Consider the following 15,245-nt stretch of genomic DNA (forward strand, 5'->3'; position numbering starts at 1 on the left):
CGATATTTGCCGGCATGACATTCTCTATCTCTCGGCTTCGCCAACTGTTTTTCGCCATTGCTTTCCTGCTGTCCGGGACCGTCGCACAGGCGGCCGACAAGCTGGTGGTCGCCTTTGGCGACAGCCTGACGGCCGGCTATCAGCTCGCGCCGGGCGACGGCTTCGTGCCGCAGCTGGAGGCCGCGCTGCGGCGGTCCGGCCTCGCCGCACGGGTCCACAATGCCGGCGTCTCGGGCGATACCAGCGCACAGGGCCGGGCTCGCCTTGGCTGGGTGCTGGCATCACTCGCGGCCAAGCCAGATCTCGTCATTCTCGAGCTAGGCGCCAACGATATGCTGCGTGGCCTGGATCCTGCTCAGACGAAGGCCAATATCGATGCGATGCTGGCGGAGTTAAAAAAGCGGAAAATTCGCGTGCTGCTCGCGGGTATGGTGGCGCCGCCAAATCTTGGCGCGGTTTACAGCGGCCGGTTCAACGCCATTTATCCCGATCTCGCCCGAAAATATTCGGTGCGTCTTTATCCATTCTTCATGGCGGGTGTTGCAGATCACAGCAGATTGCAGATCGCCGATGCTATGCACCCCAATCGCGATGGTGTCGGCGTTATTGTCCGGAGCATTCTCCCGGTCGTTCGGTCTTCACTGTGACGATGAGGCTGTGCGTAACGAGGCGTGGTTGAACTTATGAACATTGCGGTTAAGCTGTCGGCCGACACGGGGGCTTTGGCGCCAGGGGAGGCCGCTCGCATGAACTGGGCGATAACATCGTCGGCATATGGGCCGGTCGGCCGCCCGACCGGCGATATCGACGATGCCGCCTGCCCGGGATTTCTCGCGAACCTGTTGACGGGCCTTGGTCATGCCGAGGATGCGAAGGGCGATTTTGTGCTGGACCTGGCGGAGGTCGATCATATTGCCGCAAACGCACTGCTGACCCTGACGATGGCCCGCAAGGATGCGGTGGCGCGCGGCGTGAAGATCATTTTGGCGCGTCCGACACAGGCTGTTCGTGAAATATTGGAAATCAGCCGCTATCAGTTGATCTTCGATATAGTGGATTCGCTCGAGCCCGGCTCGCACTGATCCGACGACAAGGGGGGCTGCATGCTGGTGCGCTTTTGGGGAACGCGTGGCTCATTGCCGGTAGCGCAGCGGGCCGCCACGACCGAGGCCAAGATCGTCGGCGCGCTGCTCAAGGCCTCGGGGCGCAGCTTTGACGATGAAATGGCCGCGCGCCAGTTCGTCCGCGATGAGCTGAGCTTCGCCGAGGCACATACTTATGGTGGTGCCACGACTTGCGTCGAGATCGATGACGTCGCCGAGAGTTTCTTCATCTGCGACATGGGATCGGGACTGCGCGAGTTCGGCATCGACGCGTTTCGGCGGATCGCCGGCGGGCATAATCGCACCTACAATTTCTTCATGTCGCACCTGCACTGGGATCATATAATGGGCTTCCCGTTTTTCGGGCCCGCCTTCGATCCAGGCGCGAAGATCATCATCCACAGCGGGCACAGCGATACCGAGCAGGCGTTGCGCCGCCAGCAGGAGGAAATCAGTTTTCCGGTTCCGTTCGATTGGCTGCGCGCTTCGTTCGAATTCAAGACGCTGACGCCGGGCAATACCTATCAGATCGATGGCGTCGATGTCGAACTGATGCCGCAGGATCACAGCCACGGTTCCTATGCGTGGAAGTTCCGGAATGACGGCAAAACCACGGTATTCAGCACCGATGCGGAGCATCGGCTGGGCGATGACAAGGACAAGGAAGCGTTCGAAAAATTCTTCACCGGCGCCGATGTCGTGATCTGCGATACGATGTATTCGCTGGCTGAAAGCATAACGATGAAGGCGGATTGGGGCCATTCGAGTAATGTGATGGCCGTCAACCTCTGCCATGGTGCCAATGCAAAAAAGCTGGTGCTGTTCCACCACGAGCCGACGAGCAGCGATCTCGACATCGAACGGATGCACGAAGAGACAATCCGGTACGAGCAACTGAACCGGCGCGGCGCCAACCCGCTGGAAATCGTCTGTTCATACGACAGTCTCGAACTGACCGTCTGACAAGCGGCGGGTGTCGCTTCTATTCCGCCATCCCGGCGCTGGCTGGGATGGCGGGTAAGGCGGCCGCTATTGTGCCTGATTGGCGCGTTCTGCGCCCTTCCCATCAAGGTTTTGCGAGACGAAATCCCAGTTCACGACCTTCGACAAAATGGTTTCGGCGAATTTGGGCCGGGCGTTGCGATAGTCGATATAATAAGCATGCTCCCACACATCGACGGTCAGCAGCGGCGTCAGGCCGCTGGTGATCGGGCTTTCCGCATCGTGGAGCGACGTGATCTTCAGCGTGTCGCCATCGAGCACCAGCCATGCCCAGCCGCTGCCGAAATGCCCGACCGCCTCGGCGGCCAGCTTCTCCAAGAGACCCTGCTGCGATCCGAAAGCGGATTCGATCAGGCCGGCCAGCTTTGCCGATGGGGCGGTGCTGCCTTCTGGCGCGAGGCACTGCCAGAAGAAGCTGTGGTTCCAGATCTGCGCCGCATTGTTGAACAGGCCCTTGTCGCCCTTGTCCTTGGCCAGCTTCGTCACTTCAATCAGCGACCGGCCGGCAAGGCCCTTCTCATCGATCCAGCCATTGACCTTGTCGACATAGGCTTTGTGGTGCTTGCCGTGATGGAAATCGAAGCTCTCGGCCGACAAAGTGGGGGCGAGCGCCGAAGCATCGAACGGCAGCGGGGGGAGTACGAACGCCATTGCAAAAATCTCCGTGGGCATTGCTATCTGGGACGGAGCTCTCAACGACGGCAAAGCCGCAGAGATCCAACAAAATTTTCCGATCGCGCTGATCGCTGCATTCGCGAAACATGGTTCCCATCATTCCATGTGACAAATGAATCGGCCCCGCATAAAATGCGGTGGTGAAGGTGTCCTTCCCTTTCTCGGGCAGGACTGACTCAACAGGGGAAGAGCACTGCCATGGCGAAGCTGTTTGGAAATCTGCATCTCGTATTGTTGCTGGGACTGATCGTAGCGATCGGCCTGATCTTTTGTGTTTCGGTCGACCGCCCAGATGTTTTGAGCCCCAATGCCATCCTGCGCTGGTTCCACGTCTTTTTCGGCATCACCTGGATCGGGTTGCTCTATTATTTCAATTTCGTGCAAATCCCGACGATGCCCACGATCCCGGCTGAACTGAAGCCCGGCGTCTCCAAGTTCATCGCCCCCAAGGCTCTGTTCTTCTTCCGCTGGGCTGCGTTGCTGACAGTGCTGACCGGCCTGTCGGTCGCCTATGTCTCGGGTTATGCGAAAGAGGCGATGATGCTCGATCGGACCTACCGTTTGATCGGCATCGGCATGTATCTGGCGCTGTTCATGGCCGCTAATGTGTGGTTCGTGATCTGGCCGAACCAGAAGCGTGCGCTGGGGATCGTTCCCGCCGACGATGCCTCGAAGGCGGCGTCGACCAAGATGGCAATGATGGCATCGCGCCTCAATACCTTGCTGTCGATTCCGATGCTCTTTGCGATGACAAACTTCAGCTAAGAGCTTCGCGCGTTGGGGGCGGTTCCTGATGGTAAAAATGAAAGAGCGCCGAACGATTTCGGATCGTTCGGCGCTCTTTCATTTCGGCTTCATTCCTTTGACCGGGTGCTTGCGCGCCGCCGCCAGAAGCGCCTGACAGCGCGAATATACCGTCGCAATATTTCCGGCATGGGCAACCGATCGAGCGGTCCCGGTGGCGATATGTCGGTGCGCGACGGGCGCTGATGTCCGAGCTGCGGTTGGGCAAGCCAGGTCAGGAGATCGGGGTGGGCGGCGCGAAACCAGCAGTAGGCGCCGTCAACGTCCATTGGCCCGCCGGCCGCGCTGCCGGACGCCCGCGCGATCATAAGTTCCAGATAGGGTACCAGCAGATCGATCGTTGATCGGTCGAAGCCGACGAAATGGGCCAGCCGCACGGCGCGATCCGGGCTCACGGGGAGGAGGGGACCGCTACCCGGCCAGGCATGGCCATCACCGTCCGGAAATTCATAACCGCCATAGAATAAGCCAAAACCGCGAGCATCGAGTGCGTCGAGCACGGAGGGCAATGCTTTGGCGATGCCCGGTACGAAGTCCACGTCGTCCTCGAACAGCAATATCCGGCGGAAACCTTCGCGTTGTGCTTCCCGGAGCACTTCGAGCTGGCTGAGGAAGCAGCCGCGTGCGCCAATGCTGCGAAACGGTCCCGCTTCGGTAGGCCTGATCGCGTCGAACAGGCGGACCCTGGGGTCGCTGAAGCCGGTTCCCAGCCGCGCCAGTTCGCCGGCCATATCGGCCCTCCGATCGGGCCGGCTCGCAAGACTGATGACGTAGATGCGTTCGAACGTTGCAAACAGGCGCTCGGCCACCATGGCCATCAGCTTGCCCGATCGAGCAGTTCGTGTCGCCGCAGTGCGTGACGAAGCTGATCATAGCTCAATTTGAGCGCGAGCGCGGTTGCGCGCTGATTGAAGCGGCATTTCTTGAGCGCGACTTCCAGCAGCGCCTTTTCGTGCGCCAGGCAGGCGGCACGAAAATCGTCGCAATCATGATGCGATGGCGGCGGGGTCGGCGGGAGTGCGGCCGCGTCGGCGGCCGGCGCGCCGACCTCGGGCTCCCGCGGGCCAGTCGCCGGTGCGGCCGGGCGCCATGGGCTTTCGAACGGATCGAACTGGATTGCATCGACCGGCCGCTCGGGATCGTCCCAGCGATAGACCGCCCGCTCCACGACATTGCGCAACTCGCGGACATTGCCCGGCCAGCCATGGTCGGCCAGCGCCTGCGAGGCGCCTGCCCCGAAGCCTGGCCAATATGGCCAGCCGAGTTCGGAAGCCATGCGACGCCCGAAATGATCGGCCAGCACGGGCACGTCGCCCTCGCGCGCGCGGAGCGGCGGCAACGTCACCACCTCGAACGACAGCCGATCGAGCAGATCGGCCCGGAACCGGCCCTTCTCGACCAGTTCGGGCAGATGTTCGTTGGTGGCGGCCACGATGCGCACGTCGACGCGGATCGGCCGGCTCGATCCGATGCGCGTGACCTCGCCATATTCGGTTGCGCGCAGCAGTCGCTCCTGCGCGCCGGTCGAGAGGGTAGCCAGTTCGTCGAGGAATAATGTTCCGCCATGCGCCTCCTCGAACCGACCGATCCGAACCTTGGTCGCACCGGTAAAGGCTCCGGCTTCGTGCCCGAACAGTTCGGCCTCGATCAGGTTTTCAGGCAAAGCGGCGCAGTTCATCGTCACCAGCGGCCCGTCCCAGCGAGGGCTCAGGCGGTGAAGTCGCTCGGCGACCAGTTCCTTGCCGGTGCCGCGCTCGCCGATCACCAGCACCGGACGGTTCAGCGCGGCAGCGCGGCTCGCCCGTTCGACCGAGTCGAGAAAGGCCAAAGACTGGCCGATAAAGTGGCTCTCTCTTTCCATGCGGATACTTGGCGTAATTTCCCAACTCTTCGCAACTAAAAACTGGCGTTGCGGGAGCGAGATGCTTCGAAAGTCCTGAATTTCCGGCCGGAATCGGAACTGGCACGGTCCCTGCAATAAGATTGGCAACACCGGCACGATGGCCGGGCCATTCTTCAAGGTTCAGGAAAGATATCATGTTCGCCTTCGACAAATCCGATCTTCAGCGTTTCGCCGTTTCCTCGGTCGGTGCGCTGATCCTCTCCACCGCCTGCATCGTCGGTGCGGTCGGCCCGGCCCGCGCGGCCGAGCTTGCCCCGCACGCTGCCGCTTCGGCGCCGGCCGCATCGCAGGCGGCAATCCGATAAACATCCGGGGCCGCCAGCCCCGGATGCTCTCCACGCCCTTTCCGGGCATATGTGAACGCGCGTAATCTAAGGAGTGACGTGAAATGGGAATTTTCTCCCGCACCCGTGATATCATCGCCGCCAATGTCACCGACCTGCTTGATCGGGCCGAGGATCCGGCGAAGATGATCCGCATGATCATCATGGAAATGGAGGAGACTTTGGTCGAAGTCCGCGCTTCCGCTGCCCGCACCATTGCGGACCAGAAGGAAATGCGCCGACAGATCACGAAGCTCGATACCGTCCAGGCGAACTGGCTCGAGAAGGCCGAACTGGCTTTATCGAAGGGCCGCGAGGATCTCGCCAAGGCAGCGTTGGTCGAAAAGCAGAAGGCCGCCGATCTCGGCAACCAGCTGAACGACGAGATCGCTTTGCTCGACGAGACGCTGAAGGCCTCTGAGGCCGACATCGCGAAGCTGCAGAACAAGCTCCGCGAGGCCCGTGCCCGCCAGAATAGTATCGTCACCCGTCTCGAATCGGCACATAACCGCGCAAAGATGCGCGAGATGTTCGCCGGTCCGAAGATCGACGACGCTTTCTCGCGCTTTGACCTGCTCGAGCGCCGCGTTGACTATGCCGAGGGGCGCGCCGAAGCGGCCGGCATGGGCGCCGCGCCCAAGAGCCTTGAAGAGGAAATCGCCGAACTGCGCTCGAACGACAAGGTCGAGGCGGAACTGGCGGCCCTGAAGGCCCGCACTGCCAACAAGGAAGGCTGAGGTCATGCCTGAATCTTTCGCCGCTATCCCGATCGTCGGCATGCTGTTCATCGGCCTGCCCTGGTTGATCTTTCACTATGTTACGCAGTGGAAGAAGAATGGCGGCCTCACCGTCGAGGATGAGAAATTGCTCGACGATCTGCACGAGATGGCGCGCAGGCTCGATGACCGGCTGGGCACGCTGGAGCGAATCATCACGGCTGATGATCCTAACTGGCGGCCTCGGCAGGCACCTGACCGCAGCCATGAAAATGAATGGCGCCGCGACGCCTGAGCGCCGGCACCGACAACAGGGAAGAAGGGAAATTGCCATGTCCGCCCGTCGCACGAAATTCTACCTCGACAAACGCAACCGCAAATGGTCGGGCGTGTGCGCCGGCCTCGCCGATTATACCGGAATCGACGTTACACTGATCCGCGTCGGCTGGGTTGTCCTCACCTTCATGACGTCGGGCTGGACGATCCTCGCATATTTCATCACCGCCTGGGTGGCGACGGATAGGCCGCGCGAGTTCGATTATGCATCCCGCGAGGATGAGAAGTTCTGGCAGACGGTGCGGGCGCGCCCCGGCGCGTCGGTTCGCGATGTCCGTTCCAAGATGCGCGACATCGATCGCCGTATCGCCGACATCGAAACCCATGTGACGAGCACGCACAGCGCACTCGCCAAGGAAATCGATGCGCTGCGCTGATGGCTGGCCGTTTATCGAAGCTGGTTTGCGGTTTGTCGAAAAGCCCGTGCGAGTCCGGGGTTGAGACGAACCCACTGAAGGATTGAAGGGAATCCCCATGGTTGACCTGATGTTGGTGCGTGAAGTGGTGCCGATGGCGTTCGGTATAGGAGCGATGGGCGTCGCCGGCTGGGTGTTCACCACCTGGCTACGCGTCAAGAATGGCTACCCCCTGGAAGACGGGTGGGGCGGTGCGGTCTATCCGAAGACGAACGACGAGACGGTTGAGCGAGTGAAACTGCTGGGTGCCGAAAATGCCCAGCTTCGTGCCGAGATGGGCGCGGTCAAGGATCGTTTGGCCACGATCGAACGCATCGTCACCGACAGCAGTTACCGGCTCGATCGCGAGATCGATACGCTGCGCGGCCCCGCAAACTGATCGCCAGAAGGAAAAGATCATGTCTGCCCATAATATCTTCCCTTTCATGGTGCTGATGATCCCGATCGTCGCGATCATGGCGGGCGTTGCCAAGAAGTGGCTGAAGCTGAAGGAAAAGCAGCTCGATGCCGCGTCTATCGAATCGGCAGAAAAGGCCGCGCAATATGTCGCCAAGACCGAAAGGCTCGAACAGCGCGTCGCCGTGCTCGAACGTATCCTTACAGATCGTTCAACCCATCTCGCCGACGAGATTGATCGCCTGCGCGATCAGCCGCTCAACTAAACAGATCGCTTCGGAGAATTCGCATGAATCCGTTCGAAATGGTTGTGCTGATCGTCGCGATAAGCGCGGTCGCCAGCATCTTTCGCGCCAAATATGGCATCCCCGGCCGCGCGCGGCGGCGCGATCGTGACATGCCGATCCACGACCCGGAAAATGATCGGCTGCGCGAGGAGTTGCGCGCGCTCAAGGATCGGGTCGCCGTACTGGAACGCATCGCTACCGACAATGATCGCGGGTTGCAGCTCGATCGCGAGATCGAAGCGCTGCGGCATCGCGACTGACGAAGGATCGAACCATGACAGATCCCTTTTTCTGGCTGACGATCAGCGGGGCGGGCCTGATCGGGCTTGGCATCACCGTTCATGCTGCACTTGCGGGATGGCGCGGCTGGCTGGAGCTTCAGCGGCTCGCGCTCGATCGCCGGCAGGATCGCCCGTCTTCGGCCCAGGGCGCATCCCCTGCGGCGCGAATCGAGATAGCCGATCTCAGGGAACGTGTCCGCAAGCTTGAGGCTATTGCCGCCGGCGTCGACATCTGAACGGCCTGGCTGCGGAAATATCGCACATTCCCTAGGGATTTTACCTAAACGCCGAAACTGAACTTTGATGTTAACTGATGTCTCGCGCGGCATGCCGCATTCTCCGGGAGGCACCATTTGATCATGATCGACGCCGGCTCCGGCGACAATGGCGACGACGATGATGGCCCCGAGAAGCGGAGCGAACAGCGGTCGCCGACACGCATCGCATCCCGATTGCGATTGAGCCTGGACAGTGCTGGGGCCCGCGACGACGCGATTTCCGATGTTACCGTGATGGATATTTCGCAGCGCGGCGCATCGACGCTGGCAAGCCAGCATCTGGCGGTGGGAGATCTCGTGACGCTTGAAGTGCCACTGGTCGGTTGGCGCGATGCCGAAATCATGTGGATCGACGGTACAAGGGCCGGTTGCCGCTTCGTCAGGGCGCTCACCGAAGAGGAATTGCGTGAGGCGATCGAGGTGAGTCCGCTGCTGCAGGATAGTTTCCCGGGGCTCTTCTCCCATCATGGCTGATCGGCCGGTATTATGGCGGCAGTTCAATTCGTGGGGAAAATGCGCTAGCGGCGCCTGATGACGACCAGCCTCGACGACATTTACGAAGAATATGCACTGCTCGATGCCGACGATCGCTACCGGCAGCTGATCGATCTTGGCCGCGCGCTCGAACCGATGCCCGACGCGCTCAAGACCGATGCGACGCTGGTACGCGGCTGTTCGGCGGCGGTGTGGGTCTATCCCACCGTGCTGGATGACGGCCGGCTCCATTTCCTGGCCGATTCGAATGCCGCGATCACCAAGGGGATCATCGCGCTCGTCCTGCAGACGGTGCAGGATCGCACGCCCGCCGAGATACGCGATCTCGATATTCCTGCATTGCTCGCGCCGTTCGATCTCAAGAGCCAGCTCAGTTCGAACCGGACGCAGGGCATCCCGAACATGATCGCGCTGATCCAGAACACCGCCGGGCGCTACGCATGAAGCGGGCTTTGGCCTTCCTGCTGCTGATGGGAATGCCGGTCGCCGCGCAGGATATTGCGCCGGGTAAGCTGACGATCGCCGGCGAAGCGTTCGCGGCCGCCGATGTGGTCGATGCGCGGGCGATGCCCGATATGGGCGGCACCTCCGGCATCATGCTCACCTTGACGCCCAAGGCCGCGCAACGTCTTGCCGCGCTCACGGCGGGTCTTGCCGGCAAGACAATGGTGGTAGCGCTCGACGGTATGCCCATCCTGCGCGAGATGATCCGTGCGCCGATCCGCGACGGCGTGATCGATATTCCGGCAGCCTACAAACTGCCCGAAGCCGAAGCGTTGGCAAAGCGGATTTCGGGCAAGCCGCCGCTGCCGGACGACCTCGCCGAATAGCCTCGCATCCTTTTGCCAGGGCGCGGCGTTTCCTGACCAACAGGAGCGTGGCCGGTGAAGCATCAACCCATCGCACAGGTCGACACGATCGATTCGCATCCCGGAATTTGCCGGCAGCGCCGGGGGCGCGGCTGGCGCTTCGTCGCGGCGGACGGAACGACGGTCGGCGATGTCGACGAACGGCTGCGGATATTGGCGCTCGGCATCCCGCCGGCGTGGCGCAAGGTGTGGATCAATCCCGACCCGGAGGCGCCGGTCCAGGCGACCGGCATCGATGCCGCGGGCCGCAAGCAATATCGCTATCACGGCGCCTGGCGCGAGCAGCGCGATCAGGAGAAGTTCGAAAATCTCCCGGCCTTTGCCGCCTATCTTCCCCGGCTGCGCGCGCAGGTTCGTACGGCGCTGGCGAGTGGCGACGAATGGGAACGCGCGCTCGCGGCGGCGGTGCGGCTGCTCGATGGTTTCGCGATCCGGGTCGGATCGGACGATTCGGTCGAGCATGGCAGCTATGGCGCGACCACCCTGCTCAATCGCCATGCCCGCATCGAAGGCGACCGGATCAATCTGTGCTTCTACGGCAAGGGTGGTATCCGTGCGAACCTGTCGAGCCGCGATGCGGCGCTGGCGGCGGCTTTGGCCGAGCTGAAATGCGTGCGCGGCAGCCTCTTCACCTTGCGGTCGGGCCTGCGGATTCGCGCCGCCGACGTCAATCAGTGGATCGGCGAGCTTACCGAAGGCCATGGCACCGCGAAAACCTTCCGCACCTGGCGCGCGTGCGCGGTCGCGGCCGGGATATTGAGTCATGGTCGCTGTTCGGTGAAGACGCTGCTCGCTGAAGTGGCGCGCCAGCTCGGCAACACGCCGGCGGTGTGCCGCAAGTCCTACGTCGCGCCGATCTTCATCGATATCGCCAAGGCCGGGGAGACGATCCCTGTGCCGAAGATGCCGGCTGCGCTGCGGGCCAGTGAGCGGGCGAGTCTGGCGGTGCTGAAGGCAATGTGAAAACCTCAATTCCTTCCCGAGCACGCTCGTGGAGGAATGAGAATGAAGTCACCCCGTCTTCGCCCGCCGCTCTTCTGCGCGGCGGAGGATCTCGAACGAGGCCTGAACCGCCTGGAACCGCACCGCCGCCTTGGCATCGCCCGGCTTCATATCGGGGTGATTCGCCTTGGCCAGCCGCCGCCACGCCGTCTTGATCAGCTCGAAATCGGCATCGGTCTCGAGCTCGAGCGTCTCGAGCGCGCGCAGTTCGTCGCCGGTCCAGCGGCCGTCGCCCGGGCCGGCCCAGCCATAATGCGATGCCTCGGCATAGCCGGCCGACGACCGCCGTTCGTCCGCCTCGCGTGCCTTGGCTTCCTCGGCCGAGAGGCCTTCGAAATAGTCCCAGTTCCGATTATATTCGGCGGCGTGGGTTTCGCAGAAATACCAGCGCTCGCGGCTGTTCGGCGATTTGGGAGCGGGGCGATCGCCGGGCTGGTCGCAACCCCAGCGGTCGCACATTTTTACCTGCCGGGTGGCGCGCTCGCTGCCATATTCGCGCCAGCGCGGGAAGCCCCAGTCATCGGATCGGGAAGATTTGGCCATAAGCGGTCCCTGTAGCGCGAAACGGGTTAATCGGCCATGGCCAGCGGTCGCTTCCGACTTTTTTTCGCGGCGCATCAATCCGTACACGCCGTGTTTACGAGCAATAGCATATGGATAGCGCATGGGCAGGCGGCTTCGGCTCCAGCCCGGTGCGTAACCGGTTGTTTTCGGGGTGAGTGATATGGCGTTACACAGAATGGAGTCGAACCAGGCGGATCTGCTGGCCCCGCGTGGCGCAGTGGATATTATCGGCGCCTTGTTGCGCGCTGACGGCGGCGCCCATCACCCTTATATGGCCGGAGAGATTTTCGCAGCGGGCCGCGATTTGCCGCGCAATCTGGCCGATGCGGTCCATTATCTGTGCACGCTTCATGGCGATCACCCCGGCATCATCGATCTCGCTCGTGACAAGGGCGGTTTCGGTCCGGCGGCCGAATGGCTCGACGATGCGGCATCCGGCTTCGCGCAGGAGCGGCTTTATCTGACGAAGGTTGTCGTCGCCGCCGGCCCTTTGCCCAGCACCGCTGGACAGGCCGATTCGGCGGCGGCCGTCGCCGGCCAGCGCCACGCACTCGAAATGCTTGCCCGTTCGGATCGCACCGGCTGCGCGATCGGCGCGGGCCTGGCCCTGGCGCTCGATTGGCGCGCGATCCGTACCGTGATCGATGCCGCCGCGCAGCGCTTCGGCGTCGAACTGACCCCGCCGGCGCTACCCTCGTCGCGCGCCACGATGATGGTCGCCGCGGCGGCCGCCGGTTCGGTATCGATCGAACGTGCTATGATCTTCGGCGCGCAGCAGATGCTGGTCCAGCATCGCGGGCTTTGGGACCTGCTCCATGCCCGGCAGCTGGCGCGTGTGGGGCAGTAGGATCATCCGAAAGATTGTCATTCCCGCGCAAGCGGGAACCGACAGTGAAGGCACGCCGGGATCGGTAGGAGCCGGCCACCATGGATCCCCGCTTGCGCGGGGATGACGAGATAGGAGGCATGCCCTCAAGGGGAGCCCCCCCGCTTGCGCACCGCGTCGCAGCATCTTATCGCTCGAAGCCTATCAGCGATGAGGGACAGCACGTGCGTTTCGACGGAACCAGCAACTATATCGCCACCGCCGATCTGAAGGTCGCGGTCAACGCCGCCGTCACCTTGCGGCGCCCGTTGCTGGTGAAGGGCGAACCCGGCACCGGCAAGACCGTGCTCGCGCATGAAATCGCCGCCGCCGCCGGCGCGCCGCTGATCCAGTGGCACATCAAGTCGACCACCAAGGCGCATCAGGGCCTGTACGAATATGATGCGGTCGCCCGGCTGCGCGACGGCCAGCTTGGCGACGAGCGGGTGCATGACATCGGCAATTACATCCGCAAGGGCAAGCTGTGGGAGGCGTTCACCGCGCCGAAACTACCAGTGCTGCTGATCGACGAGATCGACAAGGCCGATATCGAATTCCCGAACGATCTGTTGCAGGAACTCGATCGCATGGCGTTCGACGTCTATGAGACCGGCGAGACGATCACCGCGCAGGAGCGGCCGATCGTCATCATCACCAGCAACAATGAAAAGGAACTGCCCGACGCCTTTCTGCGGCGCTGCTTCTTCCACTATATCAAGTTTCCCGATCGCGAGACGATGCAGGCGATCGTTGATGTCCATTTCCCCGGCATCCAGAAAATCCTGGTCAGCAAGGCGATGGATATCTTCTACGAAGTCCGCGACGTGCCCGGCCTCAAGAAGAAGCCGTCGACCAGCGAACTGCTCGACTGGCTGAAGCTGTTGCTCAACGAGGATATGCCGCTCGACGTGCTCCAGTCGCGCGATCCGAAGAAGGCGATTCCGCCGCTCCACGGTGCGTTGCTCAAGAACGAACAGGATATCATGCTGTTCGAGCGGCTGGCCTTCCTGAACCGGCGGCAGGGGAACTGAGCCGGACCGGACGATTTCGGCCCGGTTTTCTCAGCAGATCGGCCGCTTTGGGGGTTTTGGGCAGCTTCTAATCTTGTTACAAAAGAGTGGTATATAAGATATTGATAATATTATCTTATATCGAATTTTGTCGCAAAAATTTATTTTCACGCCCAAACCGGGCTTCAAAGAGCGCCGCCACGCCCCGGGGGCGTTGACGGCGCCGATTGTACTGTATTTGTTCCGATTCTGCAACGCCGCCCGGCATCACAGGGGCTGACGATCAGTAGCCGTAGGGATCGTCATAATAGGGCCGGTAATAGCCATAAGGCGGCGGTGGCGGTGGCGGTGGCGGCGCATAATAGTAGCCGCGGTCACGATCGGACGCCGCTGCCGCGCCGATCGCGAGCCCCAATATGCCCACGCCGATCGCTAGCCCGGCATCGTCATGATCGTAGCGGCGATAGCCGCGATCGCCCCAGCCGCCATGCCAGCCGCGATCACCATGCCAGCCGCCGCGATCGCCATGATGCCAGTCGCCGCGATCGGCTTGCGCCGGCACGGCCGCGATCAACGCGCCGCCCAAAGCGAGCGCGCTCAAAATCCTGCCAGTCAAATGTGCCATATGTTCATCCTCGCAACTCGGGAGAGTCGGCACCGCGGATCGCGGGCCACTCGCTCGACACCCGGGAAGGTCTAGGCGATTCGGGCTGAACGGCATGAAAATGCGTTGTTCATCCTGTGGCTACCCATCTCGTCATTCCGGCGAAAACCCATAGGCGCTAAGATTAGGTCTATCCTATTGAGATAAAATATTTTGTGGAGAGTTGGCGGCCCCCCTTTATCGTCATCCCCGCGAAAGCGGGGGCCCATGGACGGCGGCACCTACAGGTTCCAGCGTGCCTTCACCGTGGGTTCCCGCATTCGCGGGAATGACGGTTGGGGGGAGGCATCGTATGCTATTCAACAAGCTGCATAATGTCTCATTTTAGTGCCTATCGGCTTTCGCCGGGGTGACGACTTTTTTGCGCGCGTCGCCACAAACGCCACGTCGGAGAAACTCAGCCTTGTTCACCCGATTGGCCCCCTTCGTCGCCCGTCGCATGTCGACAGCGTGGCCACGCCGCGATAGCGTGCGCCGCGGAAAACGGGGATATTCGCGCATGATCGCACGACGACAACTGGTGGGCGGGCTGGCGCTGCTGGGGCCGATTCTGGCCTTCGGGATCGGCGGCCGCGCTGTCGCCCGCACGTTGCAGAATCCGGACGATCCGCTGCAGCAGGCGCTGGCGAAGATGTGGGTGCTTGTCCAGTCGCTGCCGGCAATCAAGGTTGCGGCCAACGGCCCCGACCGTTCGGGCGACGTGTGCTACATGTTCACCAACCGCAACTGCGTGGTGTGCCAGGGCGTCGATCGCCTCTATCCGCCGGGCTTTCGGCACCTCGACATGCGCTACATCGTCTATCCCTGGCCGGGCGAGGACCGGCGCGTGCTCAACTATCTCTACCGGCCAGAAACGAGCGCCGCCGACTATGAGCAATATATGGCCGGCAAGCTCACCGCCCGCGCCGATTCGAACGATCCGGCCCAGGCCGATCGCATCCTCGCCGCGACCGCGCAGATCGCGGATACGCTGATTGAGGGCGGTGGCTTCGGCACCCCCTTCTTCCTCTACGGCGCCCCCGGCACCGCGCCCGACAGCATCGTGTTGAGCGCGGGCGACATTCATAGTGTGCAGGCGCTGCTCGATCGGGGGGTATGACGGGCGGGGTCGTTGGTCACATTGGCGCTTAGACAAGAAATTTCGTTTTAGTTCAATATGATGCGGGGCCACACCCCCAGCCGTCATTCCAGCCAACGCTGGAATCCCCCCAGACAAAATCCCAGCCTTCGCTGGGATGACGAACAAAAAGAGAATC

24 protein-coding genes are annotated in these 15,245 nt (G+C 62.0%); 19 read left to right on the plus strand and 5 right to left on the minus strand.

The features are described from left to right. Positions 1–14 precede the first annotated feature (14 nt). Genes BLS13_RS13145 through BLS13_RS13155 form a run of 3 tightly spaced genes read left to right on the plus strand, consistent with a single transcriptional unit; the run spans position 15 to position 2,066 of the window. Positions 15–647, plus strand: a complete 633-nt coding sequence (locus BLS13_RS13145) for an arylesterase (RefSeq protein ID WP_093452842.1) — start codon at positions 15–17, stop codon at positions 645–647. Between the two features lie 36 nt (positions 648–683). Further along, on the plus strand, positions 684–1,082 hold the full coding sequence (locus BLS13_RS13150; RefSeq protein ID WP_256325864.1) for an STAS domain-containing protein: 399 nt from the start codon (positions 684–686) through the stop codon (positions 1,080–1,082). A gap of 21 nt (positions 1,083–1,103) precedes the next feature. Then, positions 1,104–2,066 (plus strand): MBL fold metallo-hydrolase, encoded by a 963-nt coding sequence (locus BLS13_RS13155; protein WP_093452717.1) that lies wholly within the window; start codon positions 1,104–1,106, stop codon positions 2,064–2,066. A 66-nt stretch (positions 2,067–2,132) separates the two neighbouring features. On the opposite strand, the gene BLS13_RS13160 is transcribed toward BLS13_RS13155, so the two are convergent. Further along, entirely contained in the window at positions 2,133–2,756 is a 624-nt protein-coding gene (locus BLS13_RS13160) for a superoxide dismutase (protein WP_093452719.1), read from the minus strand. A gap of 222 nt (positions 2,757–2,978) precedes the next feature. Here BLS13_RS13160 and BLS13_RS13165 point away from each other — a divergent pair, with 222 nt between their 5' ends. Next, the gene (locus tag BLS13_RS13165) at positions 2,979–3,545 is read left to right on the plus strand and encodes a urate hydroxylase PuuD (RefSeq protein WP_093452720.1); all 567 of its coding nucleotides are present in this window, start codon (positions 2,979–2,981) and stop codon (positions 3,543–3,545) included. A gap of 89 nt (positions 3,546–3,634) precedes the next feature. Here BLS13_RS13165 and BLS13_RS13170 read toward each other — a convergent pair whose 3' ends face one another. Further along, positions 3,635–4,402 carry a glycosyltransferase family 25 protein gene (locus BLS13_RS13170; RefSeq protein WP_093452722.1) on the minus strand — a complete coding sequence of 256 codons (768 nt, stop codon included), beginning with the start codon at positions 4,400–4,402 and terminating at the stop codon, positions 3,635–3,637. Continuing rightward, the gene (gene pspF, locus BLS13_RS13175; RefSeq protein ID WP_093452723.1) at positions 4,402–5,445 is read right to left on the minus strand and encodes a phage shock protein operon transcriptional activator; all 1,044 of its coding nucleotides are present in this window, start codon (positions 5,443–5,445) and stop codon (positions 4,402–4,404) included. Before pspF ends, BLS13_RS13170 begins: the two co-directional genes overlap by 1 nt. 176 nt (positions 5,446–5,621) lie before the next feature. Between pspF and BLS13_RS20710 the strand changes: the two genes are divergently transcribed. From BLS13_RS20710 to BLS13_RS13230, 12 genes are all read left to right on the plus strand, one after another. Continuing rightward, the gene (locus tag BLS13_RS20710; protein ID WP_176943579.1) at positions 5,622–5,792 is read left to right on the plus strand and encodes a hypothetical protein; all 171 of its coding nucleotides are present in this window, start codon (positions 5,622–5,624) and stop codon (positions 5,790–5,792) included. An 83-nt stretch (positions 5,793–5,875) separates the two neighbouring features. Then, a complete protein-coding gene (pspA, locus tag BLS13_RS13180; protein WP_093452725.1) occupies positions 5,876–6,547 on the plus strand; it encodes a phage shock protein PspA in 672 nt (223 codons plus the stop codon). 4 nt (positions 6,548–6,551) lie between these two features. After that, positions 6,552–6,821 (plus strand): envelope stress response membrane protein PspB, encoded by a 270-nt coding sequence (pspB, locus tag BLS13_RS13185; protein WP_093452726.1) that lies wholly within the window; start codon positions 6,552–6,554, stop codon positions 6,819–6,821. A gap of 37 nt (positions 6,822–6,858) precedes the next feature. Then, on the plus strand, positions 6,859–7,239 hold the full coding sequence (gene pspC, locus BLS13_RS13190) for an envelope stress response membrane protein PspC (RefSeq protein ID WP_093452728.1): 381 nt from the start codon (positions 6,859–6,861) through the stop codon (positions 7,237–7,239). A 109-nt stretch (positions 7,240–7,348) separates the two neighbouring features. Beyond that, complete coding sequence (locus BLS13_RS13195; protein WP_093452845.1) at positions 7,349–7,657, plus strand: hypothetical protein; 309 nt, start codon at positions 7,349–7,351, stop codon at positions 7,655–7,657. Positions 7,658–7,676: 19 nt separating this feature from the next. After that, entirely contained in the window at positions 7,677–7,940 is a 264-nt protein-coding gene (locus BLS13_RS13200; protein ID WP_093452729.1) for a hypothetical protein, read from the plus strand. Positions 7,941–7,963: 23 nt separating this feature from the next. Beyond that, positions 7,964–8,221: a hypothetical protein gene (locus BLS13_RS13205; RefSeq protein ID WP_037522711.1), complete on the plus strand. Its 258-nt coding sequence runs from the start codon at positions 7,964–7,966 to the stop codon at positions 8,219–8,221. Between the two features lie 14 nt (positions 8,222–8,235). Further along, positions 8,236–8,478 (plus strand): hypothetical protein, encoded by a 243-nt coding sequence (locus BLS13_RS13210; protein ID WP_093452731.1) that lies wholly within the window; start codon positions 8,236–8,238, stop codon positions 8,476–8,478. Positions 8,479–8,601: 123 nt separating this feature from the next. Next, entirely contained in the window at positions 8,602–8,994 is a 393-nt protein-coding gene (locus BLS13_RS13215) for a PilZ domain-containing protein (protein WP_093452732.1), read from the plus strand. 57 nt (positions 8,995–9,051) lie between these two features. Beyond that, positions 9,052–9,459: a SufE family protein gene (locus BLS13_RS13220; RefSeq protein ID WP_093452734.1), complete on the plus strand. Its 408-nt coding sequence runs from the start codon at positions 9,052–9,054 to the stop codon at positions 9,457–9,459. Continuing rightward, a complete protein-coding gene (locus BLS13_RS13225) occupies positions 9,456–9,845 on the plus strand; it encodes a SecDF P1 head subdomain-containing protein (protein ID WP_093452735.1) in 390 nt (129 codons plus the stop codon). The genes BLS13_RS13220 and BLS13_RS13225 overlap by 4 nt, the downstream gene beginning before the upstream one ends. Before the next feature lie 54 nt (positions 9,846–9,899). Next, positions 9,900–10,847 (plus strand): DNA topoisomerase IB, encoded by a 948-nt coding sequence (locus tag BLS13_RS13230; RefSeq protein ID WP_093452737.1) that lies wholly within the window; start codon positions 9,900–9,902, stop codon positions 10,845–10,847. A 48-nt stretch (positions 10,848–10,895) separates the two neighbouring features. On the opposite strand, the gene BLS13_RS13235 is transcribed toward BLS13_RS13230, so the two are convergent. Further along, complete coding sequence (locus BLS13_RS13235) at positions 10,896–11,429, minus strand: J domain-containing protein (RefSeq protein ID WP_037522997.1); 534 nt, start codon at positions 11,427–11,429, stop codon at positions 10,896–10,898. A gap of 196 nt (positions 11,430–11,625) precedes the next feature. On the opposite strand from BLS13_RS13235, the gene BLS13_RS13240 reads away from it, so the two are divergent. Then, complete coding sequence (locus BLS13_RS13240; protein ID WP_093452738.1) at positions 11,626–12,297, plus strand: DUF6975 family protein; 672 nt, start codon at positions 11,626–11,628, stop codon at positions 12,295–12,297. A gap of 203 nt (positions 12,298–12,500) precedes the next feature. Then, positions 12,501–13,346: an AAA family ATPase gene (locus BLS13_RS13245; RefSeq protein WP_093452740.1), complete on the plus strand. Its 846-nt coding sequence runs from the start codon at positions 12,501–12,503 to the stop codon at positions 13,344–13,346. Positions 13,347–13,608: 262 nt separating this feature from the next. On the opposite strand, the gene BLS13_RS13250 is transcribed toward BLS13_RS13245, so the two are convergent. Further along, positions 13,609–13,950, minus strand: coding sequence for a hypothetical protein (locus BLS13_RS13250; RefSeq protein ID WP_093452741.1), 342 nt, complete (start codon positions 13,948–13,950; stop codon positions 13,609–13,611). A 538-nt stretch (positions 13,951–14,488) separates the two neighbouring features. Between BLS13_RS13250 and BLS13_RS13255 the strand changes: the two genes are divergently transcribed. Then, positions 14,489–15,088 carry a hypothetical protein gene (locus BLS13_RS13255; protein WP_093452743.1) on the plus strand — a complete coding sequence of 200 codons (600 nt, stop codon included), beginning with the start codon at positions 14,489–14,491 and terminating at the stop codon, positions 15,086–15,088. Positions 15,089–15,245 lie beyond the last annotated feature (157 nt).

This window comes from Sphingomonas sp. YR710 (assembly GCF_900101455.1).
In the GTDB taxonomy this organism is placed as follows: domain Bacteria; phylum Pseudomonadota; class Alphaproteobacteria; order Sphingomonadales; family Sphingomonadaceae; genus Rhizorhabdus.

Coding starts and splice junctions, on each gene's coding strand:
- BLS13_RS20710 (WP_176943579.1), top strand. CDS start 5,622: ATGTTCGCCTTCGACAAATCCGATCTTCAGCGTTTCGCCGTTTCCTCG.
- BLS13_RS13150 (WP_256325864.1), top strand. CDS start 684: ATGAACATTGCGGTTAAGCTGTCGGCCGACACGGGGGCTTTGGCGCCA.
- BLS13_RS13255 (WP_093452743.1), top strand. CDS start 14,489: ATGATCGCACGACGACAACTGGTGGGCGGGCTGGCGCTGCTGGGGCCG.
- BLS13_RS13210 (WP_093452731.1), top strand. CDS start 8,236: ATGACAGATCCCTTTTTCTGGCTGACGATCAGCGGGGCGGGCCTGATC.
- pspC (WP_093452728.1), top strand. CDS start 6,859: ATGTCCGCCCGTCGCACGAAATTCTACCTCGACAAACGCAACCGCAAA.
- BLS13_RS13220 (WP_093452734.1), top strand. CDS start 9,052: ATGACGACCAGCCTCGACGACATTTACGAAGAATATGCACTGCTCGAT.
- BLS13_RS13195 (WP_093452845.1), top strand. CDS start 7,349: ATGTTGGTGCGTGAAGTGGTGCCGATGGCGTTCGGTATAGGAGCGATG.
- BLS13_RS13235 (WP_037522997.1), bottom strand. CDS start 11,429: ATGGCCAAATCTTCCCGATCCGATGACTGGGGCTTCCCGCGCTGGCGC.
- BLS13_RS13165 (WP_093452720.1), top strand. CDS start 2,979: ATGGCGAAGCTGTTTGGAAATCTGCATCTCGTATTGTTGCTGGGACTG.
- BLS13_RS13225 (WP_093452735.1), top strand. CDS start 9,456: ATGAAGCGGGCTTTGGCCTTCCTGCTGCTGATGGGAATGCCGGTCGCC.
- BLS13_RS13250 (WP_093452741.1), bottom strand. CDS start 13,950: ATGGCACATTTGACTGGCAGGATTTTGAGCGCGCTCGCTTTGGGCGGC.
- BLS13_RS13215 (WP_093452732.1), top strand. CDS start 8,602: ATGATCGACGCCGGCTCCGGCGACAATGGCGACGACGATGATGGCCCC.
- pspF (WP_093452723.1), bottom strand. CDS start 5,445: ATGGAAAGAGAGAGCCACTTTATCGGCCAGTCTTTGGCCTTTCTCGAC.
- BLS13_RS13170 (WP_093452722.1), bottom strand. CDS start 4,402: ATGGCCATGGTGGCCGAGCGCCTGTTTGCAACGTTCGAACGCATCTAC.
- BLS13_RS13160 (WP_093452719.1), bottom strand. CDS start 2,756: ATGGCGTTCGTACTCCCCCCGCTGCCGTTCGATGCTTCGGCGCTCGCC.
- BLS13_RS13155 (WP_093452717.1), top strand. CDS start 1,104: ATGCTGGTGCGCTTTTGGGGAACGCGTGGCTCATTGCCGGTAGCGCAG.
- BLS13_RS13205 (WP_037522711.1), top strand. CDS start 7,964: ATGAATCCGTTCGAAATGGTTGTGCTGATCGTCGCGATAAGCGCGGTC.
- pspB (WP_093452726.1), top strand. CDS start 6,552: ATGCCTGAATCTTTCGCCGCTATCCCGATCGTCGGCATGCTGTTCATC.
- BLS13_RS13200 (WP_093452729.1), top strand. CDS start 7,677: ATGTCTGCCCATAATATCTTCCCTTTCATGGTGCTGATGATCCCGATC.
- BLS13_RS13240 (WP_093452738.1), top strand. CDS start 11,626: ATGGAGTCGAACCAGGCGGATCTGCTGGCCCCGCGTGGCGCAGTGGAT.
- BLS13_RS13145 (WP_093452842.1), top strand. CDS start 15: ATGACATTCTCTATCTCTCGGCTTCGCCAACTGTTTTTCGCCATTGCT.
- pspA (WP_093452725.1), top strand. CDS start 5,876: ATGGGAATTTTCTCCCGCACCCGTGATATCATCGCCGCCAATGTCACC.